Raw genomic sequence first — 22,579 nt, forward strand, 5'->3', positions numbered from 1 at the left:
ATATCTATTTTAGAAATGATGTTATTTTTTACCTCTAAAATCTATCTTTGGCATCCTTAAAAAAATATATTATGAGCGGAATGTGGTATGAATGCAAAGTAAAATACAGAAAAACAGATGATATTGGAGCACAAAAAGTAACTACCGAACCGTATTTGGTAGATGCTTTATCCTATACGGAAGCGGAATCCAGAATCAACGAAGAAATGAAAGCTTATATCAGTGAAGAATTTAAAATCACGAATATAAAAGTGGCCAATTATGCCGAGATTCATCCTTTTGAAAATGCGGATCGTTGGTTTAAATCCAAGGTTTCTTTAATGGCTTATGACGAAGAAAGCGGGAAAGAGCGCAAGACGAATATGTATTTATTAGTTCAGGCAAATGATGTAAAAGAAGCTTTTGATAATACTGTCGAAGTGATGAAAGGCACGATGGGTGATTACACCATTCCTGCTATTTCGGAATCCCCGATTATGGATGTTTTTCCTTATTTCTCTGGAGAAGAAGACGAATTGGAACAAATGGAAAAGTTCAATGCGCTCAAAGCTTCAAAACCTGAAAATGATGCTGTAGAAATGGCAGACACAATGGAATTTGATGCTGAAGTTGTGGCGGAGCGTTATTGAAATTTTATTGGTAAAAAAGCTCCATTTCGTCATTGCGAGGAACAAAGCAATCCTACTATCGAGAGTAACAAATGTGATGGCGCCCGTTCTTCGCAATGACTTTTTAATTTCTTTGGTTTCCTATGTTGATTATTGTAATAGCTACGAAGTCGGGAGACTTCGCAGAGCTGGTCTATAATTGGTTGAGTTTTTCTCGGATGCTGCGCAAAGTCTCCCGACTTTGTGCCCACTTTTATTTGCTGTTTATTGCCTTCTTATGTTGATTATTGAAGTAACTACGATGTCGGGAGACTTCGCAGAGCGGTTTTATATCATAAAAAAACGGCGTTTAAAATAACTTTAAACACCGCCTTGGTTTATATAAAAATTATATTTTTCTTATCGAATCGCATTTACAAACTCGGATGCTGCGCTAAGTCTCCCGACTTTGTGCCCATTCTTATTTGCTGTTTATTGCCTTCTTATGTTGATTTTTGAAGTAGCTACGAAGTCGGGAGACTTCGCAGAGCGGTTTTTAATAATTTTATATTCTAAACTACTTATCGAATTGCATTTACAAACTCCCCAATACTTTCAACACCATTCTCCGTCAGGTTTGTAATAAAAGCACTTCCTATAATCGCGCCTTTGGCAAACTGCGTCGCTTGATTAAAAGTTTCCTTGTTGCTGATTCCAAAACCGATGATTTGAGGATTTTTCAGGTTCATATCGGCAATGCGTTTGAAGTAATCTTCTTGCGTACTTCCAAAACCAGATTGCGAACCGGTGACACTTGCCGAACTTACCATATAAATGAATCCATCCGAAACGCTGTCGATAAAACGAATGCGCTCATCCGAAGTTTGAGGCGTAATCAGGAAGATGTTTTTGAGTCCGTATTTCTCAAAAGTAGCTTTGTATTCGTCGGCATAAACGTCAACCGGAAGGTCCGGAATGATTAGACCGTCGATGCCAATTTCAGCACATTTCTTGCAGAAATTTTCTATACCATATTGCAACATTGGATTAAAATATCCCATAATCACTAATGGAATCGAAACTGTTTTTCGAATGGCTGCCAGTTGGTCAAACAAAACCTGGGTAGTCATTCCGTTGTGCAAAGCTTGGGTTGAACTTTCTTGAATCGTTGGTCCATCGGCTAATGGATCGCTAAACGGCAATCCGATTTCGATCATATCGACACCACTTTTTTCTAAATCCTGAATGATTTGTACGGTATCGTTCAGACTTGGATATCCCGCCGAAAAATAGATGGAAAGTATCTTTTTGTTTTCTTGTAGTTTTTGATTTATTCTGTTCATTTTATTTGTTTTTGTTTAGACCTGACAGGTTTTAGAAACCTGTCAGGTCTAAATTAATTTAATAGTGTCTCTTTGTTGCAACGCTATAAGCCCAGGCTTTTTGGTTCGATTGCAACTGTACTTCAACGCGTTTGTAATGCAATCCTTCATATAGATCAGCCTGATGAAGTTCTTTGGTAGTTATTTCGTAAACAATTCCGTTGATAGTATCTTCCGGTTGATGCGTTTCTACGATGATAGGGTAGTGTACAATTCCAAATTCTTCTTCGATTTTAATTTGTTTCAATGCATATCCTATTAATGTTTCAGGAGTTCCTGTTAGAATGCGTCCAAAAAGATTTTCCTGAACGTCATTGTGTTGCAAAGTACCGTAAGTGAATAATTTTATCAAAGTTTTCATTTTTGTGAGTCTTTATTATAATTTAAAATAATCAATATAGGTATTCAAATCTTTATCACCACGACCGGATAAATTAATCACGACAATATCCGTAGGTTTGAATTGTTTTTCGTCTAAAACGGCAAAGGCATGCGCACTTTCGATAGCCGGAATTAAACCTTCCATTTGGGACAATTTCAAACCCCATTGCATTGCCTGATCATCGGTAATCGAAATGAATTCCGCTCTACCGGTTGCGAATAAATTAGCGTGCATCGGACCAACGCCGGGATAATCCAATCCGGCAGAAATAGAATACGGTTCGGTAATCTGACCATCAGGAGATTGCATCAACAAGGTTTTGCTTCCGTGAATGACACCAATTTTCCCCAAAGCCGAAGTTGCGGCGCTTTCACCCGAATCAACTCCCAAACCTGCGGCTTCAACAGCGATAATATTCACGCTTTCGTCATCCAAGAAATGGTAGTAAGCACCGGCAGCATTGCTACCACCGCCTACGCAAGCGATAAGAAAATCAGGATTTTCGCGGCCTTCTTTTTCCAATAATTGTTCTTTGATTTCCTTGGAAATCACACTTTGAAAACGGGCCACCATATCCGGATAAGGGTGTGGCCCTACGACAGATCCAATGATGTAATAGGTATCAACGGGATTATTAATCCAATCGCGAATGGCTTCGTTTGTGGCGTCTTTTAAGGTTTTGGAACCTGAAAGTGCAGCACGAACTTCGGCTCCCAGCATTTTCATTCGGGCAACATTTGGCGCTTGACGCTTAATGTCAATTTCACCCATGTACACGATGCATTCCAATCCCATCAAAGCACAAACTGTTGCGGTTGCAACTCCATGTTGCCCTGCGCCAGTTTCAGCAATGATTCTGGTTTTTCCTAGTCGTTTTGCGAGCAAAATTTGCCCAATGGTATTGTTCACTTTATGCGCACCGGTATGACATAAATCTTCCCTTTTGAGGTAGATTTTAGTATTATATTTTGCCGATAATCGCTCTGCAAAATAAAGTGGAGTAGGACGACCTACATAATCTTTTAGTAGCGCATCAAACTCGGCTTGGAAGGACGGTTCGGCTGTGATTTTTAAATAATTTTGGCGTAGTTCTTCTACATTTGGGTACAACATTTCGGGAATGTAAGCTCCTCCAAATTCCCCGTAATAACCCTTTTCGTTTACGTTGTATGACATTTTTATTTATTTATGACTGTTGGGACAACTCGCGAATTGTCCGTACAAGATTGATGTTTTTTAATCCAGGCTCGATTTCAAATTTACTGTTTAGGTCAATTGCATAAATGGGTAAATTGGTTTTTAATATTTGTTTAACGTCTTCGAACTCTTCGATTCCAATTCCCCCACTTAAGAAAAAGGGTTTGGTTGAGGGATAATTTTCCAATACTTTCCAATCAAAGGTTGTCCCATTTCCACCGGGCAGTTTCCCCTTGGTGTCAAAAAGGAAGTAGTTACAAAGACTTTCGAAGGGCTTCAAAACTTCAAAATCAAAATCATCGTTTACAGAAAACACTTTGATGATTTGAATGTTGTTTCCAATTTTATTCTTCAAATCTGCACAAAATTCTGCGGATTCGTTTCCATGTAATTGTACAGCTTGCAAATCGTATTTTTTAATTTTTTTCAGAATTTCTCCGGAACTTTCATTGACAAAAACACCCACTTTTTGGACTGATTTTGGCAACGTGGGAATGATGCCATCAAAATGGCGTGCCGATTTTCCCCAAAATATAAAGCCCATATAATCGGGGAGGAGCGAGCCTACTTCGAGCATATTGTCGGGATATTTCATTCCGCAGATTTTGATTTTCATATTTATAATTTTGAAATAAATTCTTTTGCGGACTCTCCGGCATTATTGGTTTTCATAAAGTTTTCTCCAATCAGGAACCCTTTGTAACCATATGGTTTTAGTTCGTTAATGGCTTCGATTGAAGAAATCCCACTTTCGGAAACTTTCACGAAATCGGTAGGTATTTTGTCTGCCAATTGCTTGCTGAAATCTAAACTCACTTCGAAGGTTTTCAGGTTTCTATTGTTCACGCCAATCATGTCCAAACTTGGCATTATCGATTTTTCTAATTCGGCTGAATTGTGAACTTCCAATAATACTTCCAAGTCTAAACTTTTTGCAAATTCAGATAAACTTTTGATTTCATCTCTTGTTAAAACTGCAGCAATCAATAGAATTAAATCAGCTCCGTGGGCTTTGGCTTCCAATATTTGGTATTCGTCAACGATGAATTCTTTTCGCAATAACGGAATATTTACCGAGGCTCTTGCCAAAAGTAAATCGTCTAATGAACCTCCAAAATATTTTCCATCCGTCAAAACTGAAATCCCGCAAGCACCAGCATTTTCATATCCTTTGACAACTTCTTCGACCGTAAAGCTGTAATTTATTTCGGCTTTCGAAGGAGAACGGCGTTTGTGTTCTGCAATGATTCCAGAATTGCTATTTTTTAAATTTTGACTTAAAGAAATGGTCTTTCTATCAAATAAAACCGAAGCTTCCAATTGCGAAACAGGAATGATTGATTTCTTGAGAATGACTTCTCTGCGTTTGTCGATTATGATTCTATCTAAAATGTTCATTTATTTTAATTTAAAGATTGAAAAATTTAAAGATTGAAAAATTCCAACCTAAATAAAAATTAGTCTTTGATTTTAGTACTTAAATATTTTATAAAATTGGACAAGTTTTGTGATATTTCTATACTTGTTTTATAGCTTTCTTCGATTTCTGTTTGAGAACAAAATCCAAGTTCCCGAGATACTATTAGCATACTTCTAAATTTCTGCACAACTTCCTTTTGAGATTTTAAATATCTAATAAGTTGTTTGTTATTGTTGTATTCAGAACCTTCTGCAATATTATTAGTTATTGAAATAACGGCTCTTTTTATTTGATCTTTAAAACCATATTCTCTTTCAAAAGTTTTATTTTCTAATAATTTAAATACTAGTTTAGCCAATTGAATTCCTTTCTTATAAACATCAAATTCTTCAAAGGATTTTGTCATAATCTTTCAATTTTTAAATCATTAAATCTTTCAATTTTTTATTTGCTTAATTCTTGTAATTTATTCAAAGCCGCCAATCCTTTTCCTGTAAGTAAACTTTCTTTTGCCAATTTAAAACCTTCGAGCGGCGAGCATTTTGTAACGGTCGCAATCGCCATTCCGGCATTGGCGCAAACCACATTATTTTGAGCTTCGGTTCCTTTTCCCGAAAGGATATTCATAAACATTTCTGCAGATTCTTCGATGGTTTTTCCGCCTTCGATTTCGCTTTGTAGCAATTGTCTAACGCCAAAATCTTCGGGTTTCAAAACGCCTTCAATTCGGTCAGAAATAGTTTTCGTCGGGCAAGTTAATGAAACTTCATCATAACCATCCAATGAATGCAGAATGGTAAAATTAATGTCAGTGTTTTGATATAAATAAGCATACTTTCTGGCTAATTCGAGATTGTAAACGCCAACCAATTGGTTTTTTGGAAACGAGGGATTTATCATTGGTCCCAACATATTAAAAAACGTTCTCACGCCTAATTCTTTTCGAATAGGCCCCACATTTTTCATCGCTGGGTGAAATAATGGTGCGTGCAAAATACAAATTCCGGCTTGATCGATACATTTGTTCAAGAAATTATTGTCATTACTAAATTTTACCCCCAGTTTTTCCATCACGTTGCTCGATCCCGAAATAGAAGAAACTCCGTAATTCCCGTGTTTTGCCACTTTAATTCCTGCTCCGGCGGCCACAAATGACGCTAAAGTGGAAATATTAAAAGTGTCTTTGCTATCACCACCTGTTCCGCATAAATCGATGGTGTTGTAAGCGGATAAATCGACACGAATGCACAATTCCAACAAGGCTTCACGAAAACCGGCTAACTCTTCAATAGTGATACTTCGCATCATATATACGGTAAGAAAGGATGCGATTTGGCTGGGATTATAATTCCCGTTGGAAATATTGACCAATACGTTTTTAGCCTCTTCTTTCGAAAGAATTTCGTGATTGATGAGCCTGTTTAATATAATTTTCATTTATAATTTCTTTTTATTTTCAGACATATATTTTAAATAGTCAACAATTTCCTGAGATTGCTGTTTTGTAATTCCGAGTGTTGGCATTTTTACTTTGTTTCTAAAAGAAGCCGGATTAACGATATAATCGACGAGTTCGTTTTCTTTCCAATATTCGGTAACGCTTTTCGGAAAATTTAATTCAGGTCCCATTGTTCCTCCAATTCCGTTTATCGAATGGCAGGTTAGGCATTGATTTTTGAATAAAGTATAACCCGTTTCCAATTTTTTGTTTTTTAACGGAAACAATTCTATTGTTGATTTATTAAGGGGTTCAAGATAAATTTTTACTAAATTATAAGGCCATTTATAACGAGAATCTTTCTCTGAAACTGAAGTGTAAACAATATAAAAAGGTTCCGCATTCATCTCATTTCCGTTCTTAATAATCGGTTCCCATTTAGCACCTTTTGGCGCGTCAACATCTTTGAAAGCCAAGTAAGGATTTGATTTTATAAATAATTCCAAAGGCATTTCGGGTTTGTAACCATCGATGCATTCAAACACTATTTTAGTGTTTTTTGGATCAATTTTCGTCAAATCAATTTCATTTTTGATAAGAACTGATGCGCTTACGGCATTGTATTTCTTCTCTTTATGATAAACCGGATCATTTGCGATTGTTACAACCGTGTCTTTTCCGAGTCTGTTTTTTTTCTGTAAATCCAATAAATCCAATTTAATTTCAGCTTGGGCAATAGTTGTTAATTCTACTTTTTGCTCCTTCTTTTGGTCACAAGAAAGGAAGCTAAAAATAAAAAAGCTGGAAATTATTATATTGATTATCGGTTTATTCATTTTTTTATTTGAGTTTCGGCTCCCCCTCCTTCGGAGGGGGTTGGGGGGAGGATCTAATTTTTAAGCCAGTTTTCTAAAATCTTTTTTCCGTTTGGTGTCAAAACACTTTCGGGGTGAAATTGTACGCCACGCACATCAAAAGTTTTGTGGCGCAAAGACATTACTTGCCCATTTTCGTCGAAAGAAGTGGCTTCTAAAACATCCGGTAATTCGGCATCGACAACCCAAGAATGGTATCGTCCGACTTCGAATTCATTTCCTAAACCTTTGAATAATTGTTCATCATCCACCGATGTTTTTACCATAGTGGCAATACCGTGATATACCTTATCCAAATTAGAAAGTGTTCCGCCAAAGACTTCTCCTATTGCTTGTTGACCAAGGCAAACGCCAAGAATGCTTTTTGTAGGGGCATATTTAGCGATGACCGCTTTTAATAAACCCGCTTCATCAGGAATTCCTGGTCCTGGGGAAAGTAATATTTTATCGAAATGGGCGATTTCGTCAATGTCGAATTCGTCGTTTCTATAAACGGTTACTTCGCAATCTAAATCTTCGAGATAATGCACTAAGTTGTAAGTGAAACTATCGTAATTGTCTATGACTAGTATTTTTTTCATTTTTTTATCTTTTCATTGAAAAATTCTCGGGTTTCGGCAACCTTTAAATTATTTTAAATTGTTTCTGCCAAATCCAGCGCTTTATTCAGCGCCAATAATTTATTGTAAACTTCCTGCATTTCGCTTTCCTCGTTCGAATCGGCCACAATTCCGGCACCGGCTTGAGAATGCAATTGATGGTTTTTGCTTAAGAAAGTTCGAATCATAATCGCGTGATTAAAATTTCCCTCGAAATCCATAAAGCCTATGGCTCCACCATAAAAATTACGGTTTGTTTTTTCGTAATCTTCTATCAATTGCATCGCTCTGTGTTTTGGGGCTCCACTTAATGTTCCTGCCGGGAATGTATCGGCCACGACTTGCATCGTTGTGGCTTTTTCGTGTAAATGTCCCGTCACTTTTGAAACCAAATGGATGACGTGAGAGAAAAATTGTACTTCGCGATATTTTTCCACATTGACATCGTGACCGTTCCGGCTTAAGTCGTTTCTGGCCAGATCGACTAACATTACGTGTTCACTATTTTCTTTTTTATCAACGGATAATTCTTTGGCAAGAATTGCATCTTTTTCATCATCTCCAGTTCGTCTGAATGTTCCTGCGATTGGGTGAATTTCGGCTTTTCGGTTTTTGACAATGATTTGGGCTTCAGGTGAAGATCCAAATATTTTGAAATCGCCATAATCAAAAAAGAATAAATAAGGTGAAGGATTGATGCTTCTTAAAGCTCTATAGACATTGAATTCGTCACCTTTGAAGCCCTGGGTAAATCTTCTGGATAAAACCAATTGGAAAACATCGCCACGGTGACAATGCTTTTTGGCTAAAGCTACATTTTGTTTGAATTCTTCGTCTGTAAGATTTGAAACTCCATCTCCTTCTTTCGAAAATTTATACGAAGCAATATTTCTGGATTGTAATAATTGTTCAATTTCCGAAATGTTATTTTTCCCATCCAAGCTGTGACAGAAAATATAGGCTTCGTTTTTGAAATGGTTAATGGCAATAATATTTTGGTAAACCGCATAATACACATCAGGAATGGTATTGCTATTTTCTTTTTTGGAAATTGATACTTTTTCGAAATAACGAACGGCATCATACGAAATATAACCAAATAAGCCGTTGTTGATGAATTTAAAATTATTTTTCTCCGATTTGAATTGTCCTGAAAACTCCTGAATTACTTGTGGAATATCGGTGTTTTCGTCGATAGCGATAGTATCAATACTTCCATCAGGATAATTTTTATAAATGGTTTCATTTTCGATTTTTATCGAAGCAATCGGATTGCAACAGATGTATGAAAAACTGTTGTCGTTACCGTGATAATCACTACTTTCCAAAAGCAAACTATTTGGAAATTGATCCCGAATTTTTAAGTAAACACTCACTGGAGTAATTGTGTCAGCGAGGATTTGCTTATAATTTGTGTTTAATTTTAATGATTCCAATTTGTTAAATTTTATTGTTGAATGTTGTTTTCAAATAATTTTGGCATAAAAAAAGGCCTGTCGTGATGACAAGCCTTTTATATTTATAGTTTATACTATAGGAGCTTAGTTCACGACGACTGACGTAAATTGTTCCACCACCAAGTATTGTTTGTAATTGTTTTCATAATTTCTTGCCACAAATATATAAATGAAATTTGATTATCCAAGCAGAATGAACAAAAAATATTTTTTTTTGTGATTTTGTTAAATAACAAACCCTAACAATTTCTTATTAGGGTTCGTTATAACTATTTTTCTAAAATTAGAAAGTTAAATTTACGTTTAATTCAAATTCATCATAGATAGCTTTGTCTCCAATGCTTTCAAAAAATGATTTAGAACCATATTTAATGTCATATTTTGTTCTATCTACCATAAATTTTGTAGTTGCAGAATTTTCAGCAACTGTAATGTCAAAAGTAACTGGGTTTGTGATTCCTTTAATAGTTAAATCTGCAATTACAGTGTAAACATTTGGTGATTTACTTCCTATTTTTTTGAAAACTAAAGTTGCAGTTGGGAATTTTTCAGTACTGAAGAAGTCCTCTGATTTCAAGTGACCGTTTAGTTTGCCAAGGTATTCACCAGTAAGATCTGTTGAAGTTAATGATGTCATATCAGCTGTAAAACTTCCGCCAACTAATTTTTTTCCTTTGAAAACTAAGGCACCATCTTTAAGATTTACGGTTCCATTATGTTGTCCAGTAACTTTTTTAGCTAACCAGTTGATAGAACTTTTTGCAGCGTCCACTTTTTTAGTTTGTGCTGTTACTGAAAAAGTAGATAAAACTACTACTAATGCTAATGCAATTGATTTTAAATTTTTCATTGATTTTAAATTTGTTTGTGAATAAATAATTTTTTGTTTGTAAATTAATAATTATAGTGTGATAAATAATTCTTCGTTTGATTTTCTAACTTTTTTATAATATTGTGTTGCATCTTCTTCATGTCGATAGCCCACGGTGGCCAACAAACTTGCGTTTAAGCCTAATGCTTCCAATCCAAGTATTTCATTTACTTTAGCAGGAACAAAACCTTCCATCGGGGTAACATCAATTTTTAATTCAGCGGCCGCATTTAATAAATTAGCCAAAGCCAAATAGGTTTGTTTTGAATTCCAAATAGCTTTTGCCTCTTCGGACAGTCCATTAACATTACTTTTCATAAAATCTTGGTAGCCTGACAATGTTTCTTTGTCGATTCCTCTAGTTGCACTCATATTTTGTATTAGGGTATCGATATCTGTATCGCCAATACTGGTTTGATTTGCAAATACCAGCAGGTGTGATGCATCAGTAATTTGCGATTGCCCCCAAGCAGCAGGTTGAATTTGCGCTCTCAATTCAGGGTTTTCCACGATTATGACTTTGTAAGGTTGCAAACCATAAGAAGATGAACTTAAGCGAATGGCTTCTTTTAATGTGTTTAAATCTTCGGTTGAGATTTTTTTGGAAGCATCAAATTTCTTTGTTGCATATCTCCAGTTTTGAGTTTCTAAAAAATGATTCATAATTTGTTATTTCTATTTATTGATTTCTAAACTTTTCTAATAATTGATTTAACTGTTCTAATTCTTCTGAATTTAAATTTTTTGAGAAAGAATTTTCGTGTTCCTGTACTTTTGGATCCAATTCGGTTAAAACATCAAGCCCTTTTTGGGTTATTAATACTTCTATTTTTCTTCTATTTTTACTGCAAACATTTCGAGTCACAAGATTTTTTAATAATAATTTATCTACTAATCGAGTTGTATTGCTTGTTTTGGCTAGCATTCGTTCCTGAATCACGAACATATTTGCCGAATTCCCTTTTTGGCCTCTTAGTATCCTTAATACGTTGAATTGTTCACCGGATAAATCATAAGGCTTTAAAATTTCATTTAATTTATCTGTAATCACGTTTTGAGTATACAAAACATTCAGTATAATTTTTTTAGAATTATCTAAAGCAACTGTACTTTTAATTTCTTCTTCAATTTTCATATTTGTATATATGTAATTTGTAGGTACAAATGTAGCGTAATTTTGTTTGTATATACAAATGTTTTAACTTTTTTTTTATTAAAAACATTTTTTGGGTTGTGGAAATAGTTAATTTTAAAAAAACATCCATTGATTATAAGTAGTGTAAAAGCGAGTAATATGTATCTTTTAAATATTAAGACTGATTTATTTTAATATTTTTATGAATTATTTTATGAATTTATAAATACTCTTATTTTACGTTTATACGAAATCGTTTTCTACAAAATATTATCTAATTCACATTTTTACTAATTTTTGTTATGTAAAAACTTCGTATTTTTACAAAAAACTATATTATGAATTTAACACAAGAAGATTGGGTTTCTCAACTCGAAGTTGATGAAAACGCAGTAATATTAGACGTTAGGACTGAAGATGAGTGCAATAATGGAATTATTCCTAATTCTATAAATATTGACATATACGAAGGTCAGAAGTTTATAGAAAAATTAGATGCGTTAGATAAAACAAAAAACTATTATGTTTATTGTCGCTCTGGAGTCAGAAGTGCAAAAGCATGTGAAGCAATGAATAATCTGGGTTTTGAAAACACCTATAATTTACTGGGAGGAATCTTAGAATGGGATGGTGAAATAGTTTCGCCATAAAGTGATAAAGAGGCTGGTGTCTCTTTATTATTTATACCTTAAAATTTAATATAATAAACATATAATGAATATAATACCTCAAGAATTCCAAATTAGCTCATTGCTTATTCAAGACACTTATTTAGTTAATGGTGAATTAAAAAAATGGACAGGAACTACAACTCCTGTATACTCTACAATTTCTTCAACTGAAAATTATGAACCTACTTTATTAGGTACTATTCCTTTTATGGGAGAGAAAGAAGCTATGGAAACTGTAGATGCTGCAGATGCTGCATTCAATAATGGGCAAGGTTTGTGGCCAACAATGAAAGTAGTTGATCGTATCAAGTGTATGGAGAATTTTGTTTCCCAAATGAAAGCAACACGATCTGAAGTTGTTAAGCTTTTGATGTGGGAAATAGGAAAATCATTGGGCGATTCTGAAAAAGAATTTGACAGAACCGTAGAATATATTTATGATACTATCGAGAGTTACAAAGAATTAAACAGTCGTAGTGCTAAATTTAGTAAGGTGCAAGGAATAAATGCCATGGTTCGAAGAGGGCCATTAGGAGTTGTTCTTTGTCTTGGACCCTATAATTATCCTTTGAATGAGACTTTTACTTTGTTGATTCCGGCATTAATAATGGGTAATCCTGTTATCTTTAAACCTGCTAAACACGGAGTTTTATCAATTTCTCCTTTGTTGGAAGCCTTTAGAAGTAGTTTTCCAAAAGGTGTAATTAATATATTATATGGTCGTGGCCGTGAAGTTGCTTCTCCAATTATGAAATCTGGAAGGGTTTCCATTTTGGCTTTAATTGGGAACAGTAAATCGGCAATTGCATTGCAGGATTTACACCCAAATAAAAACAGGTTGCGTTTAGTTTTGGGATTGGAAGCAAAAAATCCCGCTATAATTTTACCGGATGCAAATTTAGATTTGGCTATTCAGGAATGTGTTGCAGGATCTTTATCCTTTAACGGACAGCGATGTACAGCTTTGAAGATTTTATATGTTCATGAATCTATAGTTGATGAATTTAATAAACGTTTTGCAGCCAAAGTAGATGCATTAACTTATGGAAATCCTTGGGATAAAGAAGTGTTTTTAACACCATTGCCAGAAAAAGATAAACCTGACTATATACAGGAATTGATTGATGATGCTACAAATAATGGAGCAAAAGTCATTAATGCAAAAGGAGGAGAGCGTTCTGAAAATTTTATATATCCAGCTGTCTTGTATCCAATAAATAAGGAAATGAGAGTATATCGCGAAGAGCAATTTGGACCGGTTGTACCCGTTATTTCTTTCAAAAATATCCAAGAACCATTGAATGATATGGCAGAATCACATTATGGTCAGCAAGTAAGTTTGTTTGGGCAAGACATAAAAACCATTGCGCCGCTTATTGATACTTTAGTTAATTTAGTTTGCAGAGTGAATCTAAACAGTTCTTGTCAAAGAGGACCTGATGTTTTTCCGTTTACGGGAAGAAAAGATTCAGCAGTGGGGACTTTGAGTATTCATGATGCGTTGCGGTCTTTCTCTATCAGAACTTTTGTGGCTTCAAAAGACAATGACTATAATAATAAAATATTGCAGGAATTATTGAATAGTAAAGAATCAAATTTCATCAATACCGATTATATTTTATAGTTAAATTCATTAAAAGTTTGTATTAATTCCGAATTGTAAAGATGCAATAGAAAAAGCGTCATATAATTTTAGTAAGAAAAATGATTTGTTTAAACTGAATTTGTTATATTTTTTTAATTTATATTTAAATTTGTGATAAATATCATTGTTTTTGAATCTTAACTAGACTAAATTTACGGAATAGAATTTAAACTTTGATGCAATGAAAAATAAGTATTTTTTTTTGATTATATTAGTATTTTTCTTTTTCGGGGGTAATACTAGTTTTGCTCAAAAGAGTAGTTGGGCGGTTCCAGAATATACTAAGGGGCTAAAAAACCCATTTAAAAGCAATATTGGCGCCACCAAAGAAGGAAAAGAAATCTATGAACAGATGTGTGTTTTATGTCATGGATTGACTGGAAAAGGAAATGGAGAAGCGGGTTTAAGTCTAGATCAGCAGCCTGCAAATTTTCTCCATATTAAAGATATTCCAAATGAAACAGACGGAGAAATTTTTTGGAAAATAACTGTTGGAAAACCTCCGATGTCATCTTATGATGAATTATTAACTGAAGACCAGAGATGGAAATTAGTAAATTACATTAGAGAGCTCAATAAAAAAAAATAATTTATTTTTTTTCGGTATTGGTATTTAAGAACCAATGAATAATTGGTAAAAGTACAATTTTAGACAGCATTAAACTTATGTTTTTTGCTGTTTTTTTGTTTTTAGTAGTTAGCTTTAAATTTGCAATTTGAGTTGGTATTTACACCTTATTTTTTATGTTGACTATAGATTTTAAACCAAAAAACCTCTAAATTATTTAGAAGTTTTTAGATACGACAAGTTGAGGAAAGAAGAGTTCTCTCGAACTTTTATGAGGTCGATTTGCGTTTTTATCTTTTCCAATAAGGAGAAACCACTTTGTTTTCGCTTAATATAAGTATAAGGATTGAAGCCAATGAACAAAAGAGGATAGCTTGGATTGTTCCTTCAGGACCAAATTCACCACCTGTAAATAAGGGACTGCCTGTTATTTTAGTAGTTAATAAACTGGATGTTTTTTCATTGCCGGAAGTAATGGCGCCAAAAATTCCGGATTGCATAAAATTCCAGGCAAAATGTATCGCAATTGGGAACCATAAATTTCGGGCATAAATATAAGCAGCACCCATTAAAAATCCGGCTTCAATACCAACACACAATCCGGATAGTAGCGTACTATTGGGATTGGCCAAATGCAATGCTCCAAAAATAATTGCCGTAATTATTAAAGAAATGTAACTGCCTAATTTTTCTTCCACTATTCGAAAAATAATGCCTCGGATTAATATTTCTTCAAAAATCGCCACTGAAAAAGCAACCGTAAAGGGAATAATTATATTGGAAACAGGATTAATAGCAACGATTTCAAAACCGCCATTAACAATAATTACCAGTATGGTTAGGCATTGTAATAGTACTCCTATAACCATTCCAATTAGAGTATATTTAGAGATTCCTTTACTCGAAAATTCTGTTACTGCTCTGTTTTCATATTTTCTAAAAAAATAGATGTAGACTTCAATGACAGCTGCAGATGAAATGAGGCCTTTAATCAGGTTTCTTAGATTTTTATCTGCAACGGTAATTTCAAGAATTTTTCCAGTCAATTGCTGAGCAATTATAAAAGTAATAAAACATAGTAAAAGACCGAGTAGAATTCTGGTTATTGAAGCATTTAAAATTTGTTGTTTGGTGGTAATTGTTTTCATAAGTTTTAAATTAAGAGAGTTTATATAAATGGAATGGATTTTAGATTTTTTTTTTAATTATTTATTGAATGGTATAATTCGTTACATCTGATTTGCTTACAATAGCTAAGTTGTAGTTGTCAAATTTTTTTTTTTATTGTTTAGTTTATAGTTTTTTTAGCTGTTGTTATTTTTATTGATTCTTTTTATTTGGTAAACTATAAACAACCTTTCCTTTTTCGTCTAAAAAATTAATTTTTGCATCCCCATTGGAATCAACAATAAGTTGAATTCTCGTTTTACCTTTACCGTCTGCTAGGTTTATTAATGCTGATTTATTTGCGTCTTTACCAATAAAAACCCTATGGGCAAAGGCAGGGTCACCATTAACAGGCTCTAGGAGCTGCTTGAGTTTAGCATCTCTTTCGGGGCCATTTGGTAATTTTTCTGCTTCCTTGTATGTGCGACGAAACTCAGGGAAAGAAGGACTGTTATGCCAGTCATCTACATATAAACCTGTTTTTCTGTCTCCATTATCGTCAAGATATTGTAAATACAGAACCTGATTTTGATTGTATTGGTCAAAAGAAAAATGCCCTGAAGCAAAATATTTTCCACTACTATCTTTTCTTCCCGAAAATACAAGCCCCCCGCATTCAGAGGCCTCGTCATCATAAAATATTAAACCGCCTCGGTTGCCTCCTGGAATTCCAAAAGGTTTTCCGTGATTCAAATTTGCTGGCGATTTTTCCACATTGGAAAGAACTAATCTGGGTTGTCCGTTTGGTTCAACAATATTTATCCGCTTTGCGGTGAGTTCCTCAACTGTTAAGTTTTTTGAATTGCTTTCAATTCTAAAAATCAAGAACAAGGCAATGAATAGCAAAATGGATGAAACTATTGCGTATACTGATAAAAAGCGTATTTGCATTTTAACATTGTTGTAATTATTTGTCATAAGATATTTGTTTTTTAATTACTTCCGATTACTTCTTTTATATATGTTTTTTGGTAACAATCATAATGTTTGGCCGCTTGGCGATGTGGCCGATTAAGAAAGCCTAAACTTTTGGTTAATGACTAATTTTCGAGTACAACGCCAACTCCAAATTAAGCCTAATCCCGCCCTATTGCCGACGGCGGTTGTATGCCGTTTTTATGTGCTTATTAAAAAGTCATCCAGAATTTTATTGAAAATTTCTGGTTGATCCATTAACGGTAAATGTCCAGCATCTTGAATTACCCGAAGCTTTGCATTTGGGATAATTTTTGTTGCTGCTTCACCATATTCAACAGAAAATAATTTGTCATCTTTCCCCCAAATGATAAGTGTTTCATTTTCTATTTGCTGTAATAATTCTTCTGGTATTTTAGATACAGCGGTTCCACGTCCTTGCTTAAATGCTTTTTTTCCTCCTTTATATTTGAGAACGGCTATTGAGTAGCTACTATGGTTCGGGTCTCTGTTTATGGGTTTATGGAGTAGATAAGGTGAATTAAAACGATTTGCCATTGATGATGGAAAACAATTCATCCATATAGTTCCAATTAAAGGCCAAAAAGAAACTTTTGCACCTAAACCTGCAGAGTCTACTAAAACAAGTTTATCAACCATTTCAGCATTGTCTATAGCAAACTGCAGCGCAATAGCACCACCTTGAGACAAACCGACAATATGAGCCTTTGATATTTTCAATTCTTTTAGGAAATCTTTAAGCCACTTTGAAAAATAGGGTCTATTATAAGGTGCATCAGGTTTATCAGATTCTCCATATCCAATTATATCTGGTGCTACTACTTGGAAATTTTTAGATATTGTATTAATTGATGGATACCAAGTAACAGCGCCTGCACCAGCTCCGTGCAGGAAAATTACAGGTTCACCATTGCCACATAACAAATAGGTCGTTTTAATTGTTCCAATAGTTACTTCTCTTTGTTCAACTAATCCTTCAATTTTGTCGATTAAATGTTGCCTATAGTTTTCTTTATTTTCTCTTTTCAAGTTTTTCTTTCGTTAAAGTTGATGAATTTCTGCATAAATGAATACAACTTTCGGATATCATCAAAAGAACACAATTTGTGTATTCTTTTAATTTTTATAACCCTTTAAAATTCGCCCCTTTTTTAAGGATTAATTTATTATGTTTATTTTTAAAAAATTATCTCCCATTACAATTAAAGTTATGAAAACGGTAGTTAAAACCATATTAATCATTTGAAACTTGATGCCTATTAAATATTTTTTAGATGTTTTGTATACTAGTACACCAAGAAATAAGCAAACAATAATAAATAAAGTATAAGTTCCTATTCCCAGATTTTGGCTTATTCTTGCTTCATCATTTGGTAATTTAAAACTCATTATAAATGCTAGTAATCTCATAAAAAAAGGAAGGAATAAAAAAGGATAAAAATTTATATTTTTATATTTTTTCATTATTAAATAGAAAACAATTCCTTGAATTATAGTGAAAATTGGGCCAGAAGCACTGATTAAATTTTCTTCCCAAAATTCTTTATATACACCTTCGCCCGTTAATGAAACATAATTTAATCGCATAGTCATTTTATATCCTAATAATTCACCTGTAATCCAATGAGTAAATTCGTGAAAAAAAAATGTAAAAAGAACTGCTATTAATGTAATTAATGCGTATTTAATTGTTATTTTAAAATTTATCATAGTTTTTAAGTATTTTTTTTAATTATAAATTACTGTTTGTGAGATGATAGACGACAATAGGTAAACGGCTATATGTCTTTATTTTCTCGCCAATGGGTTTGTTTTCCATGCTTTAGAAAAATGCACACTAACCATCAAAGCCCTGTTATATATTTCCTCGTTGTAAGTTATATTGGTTAGTCCATAATTGTATCTTATGTCCAGCGCAATCCTACTTTGTTTCAACGGAAACTCAATGCCTCCTCCGAATTGAATTCCAGCATCGAACCTTTTAAAACCATCACTTGAATTTTGGAAGGAGAGTTTAGTAGTCTGATTGTCAATTTTCTTGTTTCCACTAAGAGCATAAGCAATAGATGGTCCTGCATTCAAATAGAATTTACCTAAATGAAAACGAGCCAGTACTGGTATTTCTAATGTATTTATATGAAGAGTTGATTCTCTGGTAGATAAAGGATTATTTGCTGTTAACGAACCTCCCTTCCTCATAAAATATAACTCAGGAACCAATGAAAACCAGGATGTAATACCGGCTTGGAAAGAGAGTCCGGCTTGTATGCCCTTAACCGGTTTTTTATAATCTGCTAGTGCATTATTTAAATTGCCATAGTTGAGGTTTGTATTTTCCAAATTAATCATCAGGTCTAAATAAGTTTTGGCTGTTTTTTTATCCTCCTTTATTTTGTTTGAACCTAACGCTATGGTTTGACAAAATGTATTTGTGCTTAGGAAAATCATACTCAGTATGAGTCCTGTTTGTACTATTTTATTCATGATTTTTTTATTAGTAAGTTTTATATTTTTGCCGGAAATAAGGCTAAAAAATATTGAAATCAGTGGGAATCGTTCCATTGCGACCACCGATTGCTTCTATTTGTTTATTTTATCTGATTAGTTTTAATCAATGCTAATTGTTGATATCGGTTATAATGTTTTAATTCATCCGTTCTGATATACAATAACTTCAGTATGATTCCTGCTACAACTATTGAATTGTATAATTCGTTACATCGGCTTCGCTTAATCTGAAATAGCCAAGTGGATAGTTGTCAAAATTGGTTTGGTTTTTTATGTTTCCTTTCACAGTTGCCGGTGGGGATTGAAACGGGCCGCCACCTGAACTTCCTGCCACGCTTAATAGTATGGTCATATAATTATAATAGGATTTTGAGATGCCGTAGTGGGTAATTTCTACTGTTTCGCCAGGTTTAGTATGCTCTTCAAGCACCATACTGAAGAAGGTATTTCCCTGAAAGAAAAGATCGTCATCTACGGAGTATTCCGGTTTTAGGTTTTTGGTGAATTTGTATTTATAGAGATAATAATTCTCGGCGTTGGCGGGATCATTGTAAAAAGTCTTTATTTGAAGGAAATCAGTGCCTAAACCAGTCTGGATTTGCTGCGTTACTGAAATAATTGCTGCAACTGATTTCAGGGTTTCTGTAGCAGTATAGGTTTGGCCTTTACTGATAACAGTCAAAGTATAGGTTTCGTTTAGTGCCGGAACAAAATTACCGCATAAATAAACGCCTGTATTGGGGGTTTCAATAAAGTTAAAAATACCATTGGAACTGTTTTTTATAAAAACCGTGGCACCTGAAACTACTGGAATTGTATTGGTATAAAAATCAGTGGTTGTGGTCAGTTTTACGACTTGGTTATTGCCCGGTGTACCTTTTTGCCAGTTTATAGAAGCATCAATGACTAGTCTGGGGTTGTCTGTATTCAATGGAATGTCAACTACATCCGTACAATTGTTAAAAAAGACGGCTGTAAGTAGTATGAGTATTAGATTTATTTTATTTCTCATTTGTTCTATGTTTTTATGATTTATCTTATATAATGATTAAAATTTGAAGTTATAACTAACCGCGGGAACTATACCAAATATGGATGTTCGCAAGGCTTCGTTGTTTCCCGTATCGGAATTTTGCTTGAAATTGATAGAAGCGGCATTCTTGCGGTTGTACAAATTATAGATACTGAATACCCATTCTGATTTCCAACTTCTATTGTCATTTTTGTGGGGAGTCAAGGTTGCTGAAATGTCCAAATGATTGTAAACAGGCAAGCGGTTTTCGTTTCTCAAACCATAACTGGGCACCACAATATCCTGATAGGTATATTGACCGTTTGGATAGGTTACGGGTTGACCGGATTGGAGAATAAAATTTGCGCCAAAACTCCATTTTCTATTTAAATTATAAGAACTGGTAACGGCTAGGTTGTGTAACTTATCGTAAGCAGAACTATACCAATTTCCATTATTAATACCAATTTCGGAACTATTTCTTCCTGGAGTCTGTTGCTCCGATTTTGATAAGGTATAAGAAATCCAACCAGTAAATTTACCTTCGTTTTTACGCAACATCAGTTCTAGACCATAAGAGCGCATATGACCGTTTAGGATGACTTGTTCAATAGCATCGTTTGCAATCAAATCAGCGCCATCTATGTAGTCAATTCTGTTTTGGATTTTTTTATAGAAGGTTTCTACTTCAAGGGAATAATTATCATCGTTGAAATTCTTGAAATAACCCAAAGCCACCTGATCTGCAATTTGTGGCTTGATGAATTTGTCACTTGGCATCCAGACATCTAATGGTGTAGGGGATGAGGTATTTGAAATTAATTGTAAATACTGAACCATTCGATTATAACTTGCTTTTATGGATTGATTTTTATCCAATTCGTAAGCGGCGGCAAATCGAGGCTCTAAATAATTATAGCTTTTGATTACTTTGTTTGTGTCATAAAAACGGGTTCCTGTTGGAGTTGCTTTTTCATAAATCTGTAATTCTTGATTAAAAGTCACCGGTTCATTATTGGCATAACTATTTACATTCGACTTCCCAAGTCTATAAAACAGGCTGTATCGTAAACCATAGGAAAGAGATATTTTCTTCGAAATTTCTTGAACAGCATCGACATATAGTGCCGGTTCAAGCGCCTGTTTTTTATCTAATTGTTTAAAATTTATACCAGAATTTGTACTTGTTGGTGCTATTGTTCCGGGATTAAAATTATAATAAATGCTATTGATACCAAAATTCAATTTGAATTTATTAGAGATATAATTCTTGAAATCATATTTTATATTGTAATTTTTAATTCCGGAATCCCATTTGAAATCAGCTAAATCTAAACCTAACCCGAAGTAATAATCGCTATATATTAGTGATAGATTAGAAAATAATTTATCACTATACAAATGATTCCAGCGTAAGTTAATAATGGCATTACCATAAGTATTGGTAAAACTTTTGTCTAGACTAATGACATCGCGGCCAAAATATCCTGATAAGTATAAATTATTGTTTGGGTTGAGTTTATACGATAATTTTGTGTTCAAATCATAAAAATAAGCTGCATTGTCTTTCTGCTTATCGGACAATTTTAAAAATAAATGGGCATAAGAAGTGCGACCACCAATAAGAAAAGAACCTTTGTCTTTCACAATTGGCCCTTCAGCCAATAATCGACTTGAAATTAATCCAATACCGCCATTCATATGAAAACCGGTACTACTTCCGTCTTTTTGGTAAATATCCAAAACCGATGATGCTCTTCCGCCGTATCTTGCAGGAATTCCTCCTTTGTATAACTTTAAATCCTTGATGGCATCAGGGTTAAAAACTGAGAAAAAACCAAAAACGTGCGAGGAACTAAAAATAGTGGCTTCGTCCAGAAGAATTAAATTTTGGTCAGCACCACCGCCTCGAACATTGAAACCAGAAGCACCTTCACCGGCATTAGTTACACCAGGAAGCAATAATATAGATTTTAAAACATCAACTTCACCTAGTACTACCGGCATTTTTTTGATTGTAGCTATTGAAAGTTTGTTGACGCTCATTTCGGGTCTTCTGATATTGGTTTTTCGACTTTCCGTAATCACGACTTCTTGCAACTGCTCTTCAATAGATGAAAGTTTGAAATTTTTTTTTGTATTTTTAGACAGCGTTACGTTTTCTGTTAACGTTTTGAAACTAACATAACTCACTTGGGTTTGATGGATGCCTTTGGGAATCGTTATGGAATAAAAACCATATTCGTTGGTCGTTGTTCCTGTTTTCAATTCAGGAAAATAGACATTGACACCAATTAAGGTTTCGTTGCTTTTGGCATCGGTTACAGTACCGCTCAGGGTATATTTCTCTTGGGAATACATACTGCTAATAAAAAGAAGCAGCAGTATTGTTAGATGATAAATAATTTTTGTGTTCATAATTTTGGTTTTTTTGTAAATTCAGTTTTGTTTATTTGTTGCGATTATGATTCATTGTCTTTTTTGTTGAATGCAAAATTATAGTTGATTCATAGGCATTTCGAGACAATGACACGTCAGAATATGCCAAAGGAAGATTACATTTTGTAAAGTTTTGAAAACAATCCAAACTTGGTAAAACAGTAAGTAGTAAATAGGTGTAAATGAGCTTATCCATAATTTTTCTGTATAAATTGTTGTTATTTTATACAAAAGTCCAAGAATATAGCGATGGCTACAATTTTATTATGCGAAGTAGGTTAATATGTCTG

General features: G+C 34.0%; 25 protein-coding genes. 4 read left to right on the forward strand and 21 right to left on the reverse strand.

Annotation, left to right across the window (positions count from 1 at the left end; all coding sequences use genetic code 11):
* Positions 1-71: 71 nt before the first annotated feature.
* The gene (locus IR213_RS04400) at positions 72-629 is read left to right on the forward strand and encodes a DUF4494 domain-containing protein (RefSeq protein ID WP_194311095.1); all 558 of its coding nucleotides are present in this window, start codon (positions 72-74) and stop codon (positions 627-629) included.
* A 539-nt stretch (positions 630-1,168) separates the two neighbouring features.
* Here IR213_RS04400 and trpA read toward each other — a convergent pair.
* The 13 genes from trpA to IR213_RS04465 all read right to left on the reverse strand — a co-directional run bounded on the left by trpA (position 1,169) and on the right by IR213_RS04465 (position 11,343).
* Positions 1,169-1,930 (reverse strand): tryptophan synthase subunit alpha, encoded by a 762-nt coding sequence (gene trpA / locus IR213_RS04405; protein WP_194311096.1) that lies wholly within the window; start codon positions 1,928-1,930, stop codon positions 1,169-1,171.
* 58 nt (positions 1,931-1,988) lie between these two features.
* A complete protein-coding gene (locus IR213_RS04410; RefSeq protein WP_228479089.1) occupies positions 1,989-2,330 on the reverse strand; it encodes a gamma-glutamylcyclotransferase family protein in 342 nt (113 codons plus the stop codon).
* 15 nt (positions 2,331-2,345) lie between these two features.
* Entirely contained in the window at positions 2,346-3,527 is a 1,182-nt protein-coding gene (gene trpB / locus IR213_RS04415) for a tryptophan synthase subunit beta (RefSeq protein WP_194311097.1), read from the reverse strand.
* A 10-nt stretch (positions 3,528-3,537) separates the two neighbouring features.
* A complete protein-coding gene (locus IR213_RS04420) occupies positions 3,538-4,164 on the reverse strand; it encodes a phosphoribosylanthranilate isomerase (protein ID WP_194311098.1) in 627 nt (208 codons plus the stop codon).
* 2 nt (positions 4,165-4,166) lie between these two features.
* A complete protein-coding gene (gene trpC, locus IR213_RS04425) occupies positions 4,167-4,946 on the reverse strand; it encodes an indole-3-glycerol phosphate synthase TrpC (protein ID WP_194311099.1) in 780 nt (259 codons plus the stop codon).
* Between the two features lie 59 nt (positions 4,947-5,005).
* The gene (locus IR213_RS04430; protein WP_194311100.1) at positions 5,006-5,374 is read right to left on the reverse strand and encodes a four helix bundle protein; all 369 of its coding nucleotides are present in this window, start codon (positions 5,372-5,374) and stop codon (positions 5,006-5,008) included.
* 38 nt (positions 5,375-5,412) lie between these two features.
* Positions 5,413-6,405, reverse strand: a complete 993-nt coding sequence (gene trpD / locus IR213_RS04435; protein WP_194311101.1) for an anthranilate phosphoribosyltransferase — start codon at positions 6,403-6,405, stop codon at positions 5,413-5,415.
* Positions 6,406-7,242, reverse strand: a complete 837-nt coding sequence (locus IR213_RS04440) for a c-type cytochrome (RefSeq protein WP_194311102.1) — start codon at positions 7,240-7,242, stop codon at positions 6,406-6,408.
* Between the two features lie 53 nt (positions 7,243-7,295).
* The gene (locus tag IR213_RS04445) at positions 7,296-7,862 is read right to left on the reverse strand and encodes an anthranilate synthase component II (RefSeq protein ID WP_194311103.1); all 567 of its coding nucleotides are present in this window, start codon (positions 7,860-7,862) and stop codon (positions 7,296-7,298) included.
* Positions 7,863-7,915: 53 nt separating this feature from the next.
* Positions 7,916-9,316: an anthranilate synthase component I family protein gene (locus IR213_RS04450; protein WP_194311104.1), complete on the reverse strand. Its 1,401-nt coding sequence runs from the start codon at positions 9,314-9,316 to the stop codon at positions 7,916-7,918.
* A gap of 304 nt (positions 9,317-9,620) precedes the next feature.
* Entirely contained in the window at positions 9,621-10,187 is a 567-nt protein-coding gene (locus IR213_RS04455; RefSeq protein WP_194311105.1) for a YceI family protein, read from the reverse strand.
* 51 nt (positions 10,188-10,238) lie between these two features.
* A complete protein-coding gene (locus IR213_RS04460; protein ID WP_194311106.1) occupies positions 10,239-10,871 on the reverse strand; it encodes an NAD(P)H-dependent oxidoreductase in 633 nt (210 codons plus the stop codon).
* A 16-nt stretch (positions 10,872-10,887) separates the two neighbouring features.
* Positions 10,888-11,343: a MarR family winged helix-turn-helix transcriptional regulator gene (locus IR213_RS04465; RefSeq protein ID WP_194311107.1), complete on the reverse strand. Its 456-nt coding sequence runs from the start codon at positions 11,341-11,343 to the stop codon at positions 10,888-10,890.
* A 338-nt stretch (positions 11,344-11,681) separates the two neighbouring features.
* On the opposite strand from IR213_RS04465, the gene IR213_RS04470 reads away from it, so the two are divergent.
* The 3 genes from IR213_RS04470 to IR213_RS04480 all read left to right on the forward strand — a co-directional run bounded on the left by IR213_RS04470 (position 11,682) and on the right by IR213_RS04480 (position 14,248).
* Positions 11,682-11,993, forward strand: a complete 312-nt coding sequence (locus IR213_RS04470) for a rhodanese-like domain-containing protein (protein ID WP_194311108.1) — start codon at positions 11,682-11,684, stop codon at positions 11,991-11,993.
* 64 nt (positions 11,994-12,057) lie between these two features.
* Complete coding sequence (locus IR213_RS04475) at positions 12,058-13,638, forward strand: NADP-dependent glyceraldehyde-3-phosphate dehydrogenase (RefSeq protein ID WP_194311109.1); 1,581 nt, start codon at positions 12,058-12,060, stop codon at positions 13,636-13,638.
* Positions 13,639-13,840: 202 nt separating this feature from the next.
* Complete coding sequence (locus IR213_RS04480) at positions 13,841-14,248, forward strand: c-type cytochrome (protein WP_194311110.1); 408 nt, start codon at positions 13,841-13,843, stop codon at positions 14,246-14,248.
* Between the two features lie 269 nt (positions 14,249-14,517).
* Here the strand turns inward: IR213_RS04480 and IR213_RS04485 are convergent, their stop codons facing one another.
* The 8 genes from IR213_RS04485 to IR213_RS04520 all read right to left on the reverse strand — a co-directional run bounded on the left by IR213_RS04485 (position 14,518) and on the right by IR213_RS04520 (position 22,485).
* Positions 14,518-15,375 (reverse strand): CPBP family intramembrane glutamic endopeptidase, encoded by an 858-nt coding sequence (locus tag IR213_RS04485; protein WP_194311111.1) that lies wholly within the window; start codon positions 15,373-15,375, stop codon positions 14,518-14,520.
* 172 nt (positions 15,376-15,547) lie between these two features.
* Positions 15,548-16,312 carry a hypothetical protein gene (locus IR213_RS04490; protein WP_194311112.1) on the reverse strand — a complete coding sequence of 255 codons (765 nt, stop codon included), beginning with the start codon at positions 16,310-16,312 and terminating at the stop codon, positions 15,548-15,550.
* A 198-nt stretch (positions 16,313-16,510) separates the two neighbouring features.
* On the reverse strand, positions 16,511-17,359 hold the full coding sequence (locus IR213_RS04495; protein ID WP_228479090.1) for an alpha/beta fold hydrolase: 849 nt from the start codon (positions 17,357-17,359) through the stop codon (positions 16,511-16,513).
* Between the two features lie 129 nt (positions 17,360-17,488).
* Positions 17,489-18,040: a hypothetical protein gene (locus IR213_RS04500; protein ID WP_194311113.1), complete on the reverse strand. Its 552-nt coding sequence runs from the start codon at positions 18,038-18,040 to the stop codon at positions 17,489-17,491.
* A gap of 78 nt (positions 18,041-18,118) precedes the next feature.
* A complete protein-coding gene (locus IR213_RS04505; protein ID WP_194311114.1) occupies positions 18,119-18,814 on the reverse strand; it encodes a porin family protein in 696 nt (231 codons plus the stop codon).
* A 211-nt stretch (positions 18,815-19,025) separates the two neighbouring features.
* Entirely contained in the window at positions 19,026-19,850 is an 825-nt protein-coding gene (locus IR213_RS04510) for a DUF4249 domain-containing protein (protein ID WP_194311115.1), read from the reverse strand.
* 36 nt (positions 19,851-19,886) lie between these two features.
* A complete protein-coding gene (locus tag IR213_RS04515; RefSeq protein WP_194311116.1) occupies positions 19,887-22,268 on the reverse strand; it encodes a TonB-dependent receptor in 2,382 nt (793 codons plus the stop codon).
* 31 nt (positions 22,269-22,299) lie between these two features.
* Positions 22,300-22,485, reverse strand: coding sequence for a hypothetical protein (locus IR213_RS04520; RefSeq protein WP_194311117.1), 186 nt, complete (start codon positions 22,483-22,485; stop codon positions 22,300-22,302).
* Positions 22,486-22,579 lie beyond the last annotated feature (94 nt).

This window comes from Flavobacterium soyangense (assembly GCF_015277675.1).
GTDB lineage: Bacteria > Bacteroidota > Bacteroidia > Flavobacteriales > Flavobacteriaceae > Flavobacterium > Flavobacterium soyangense.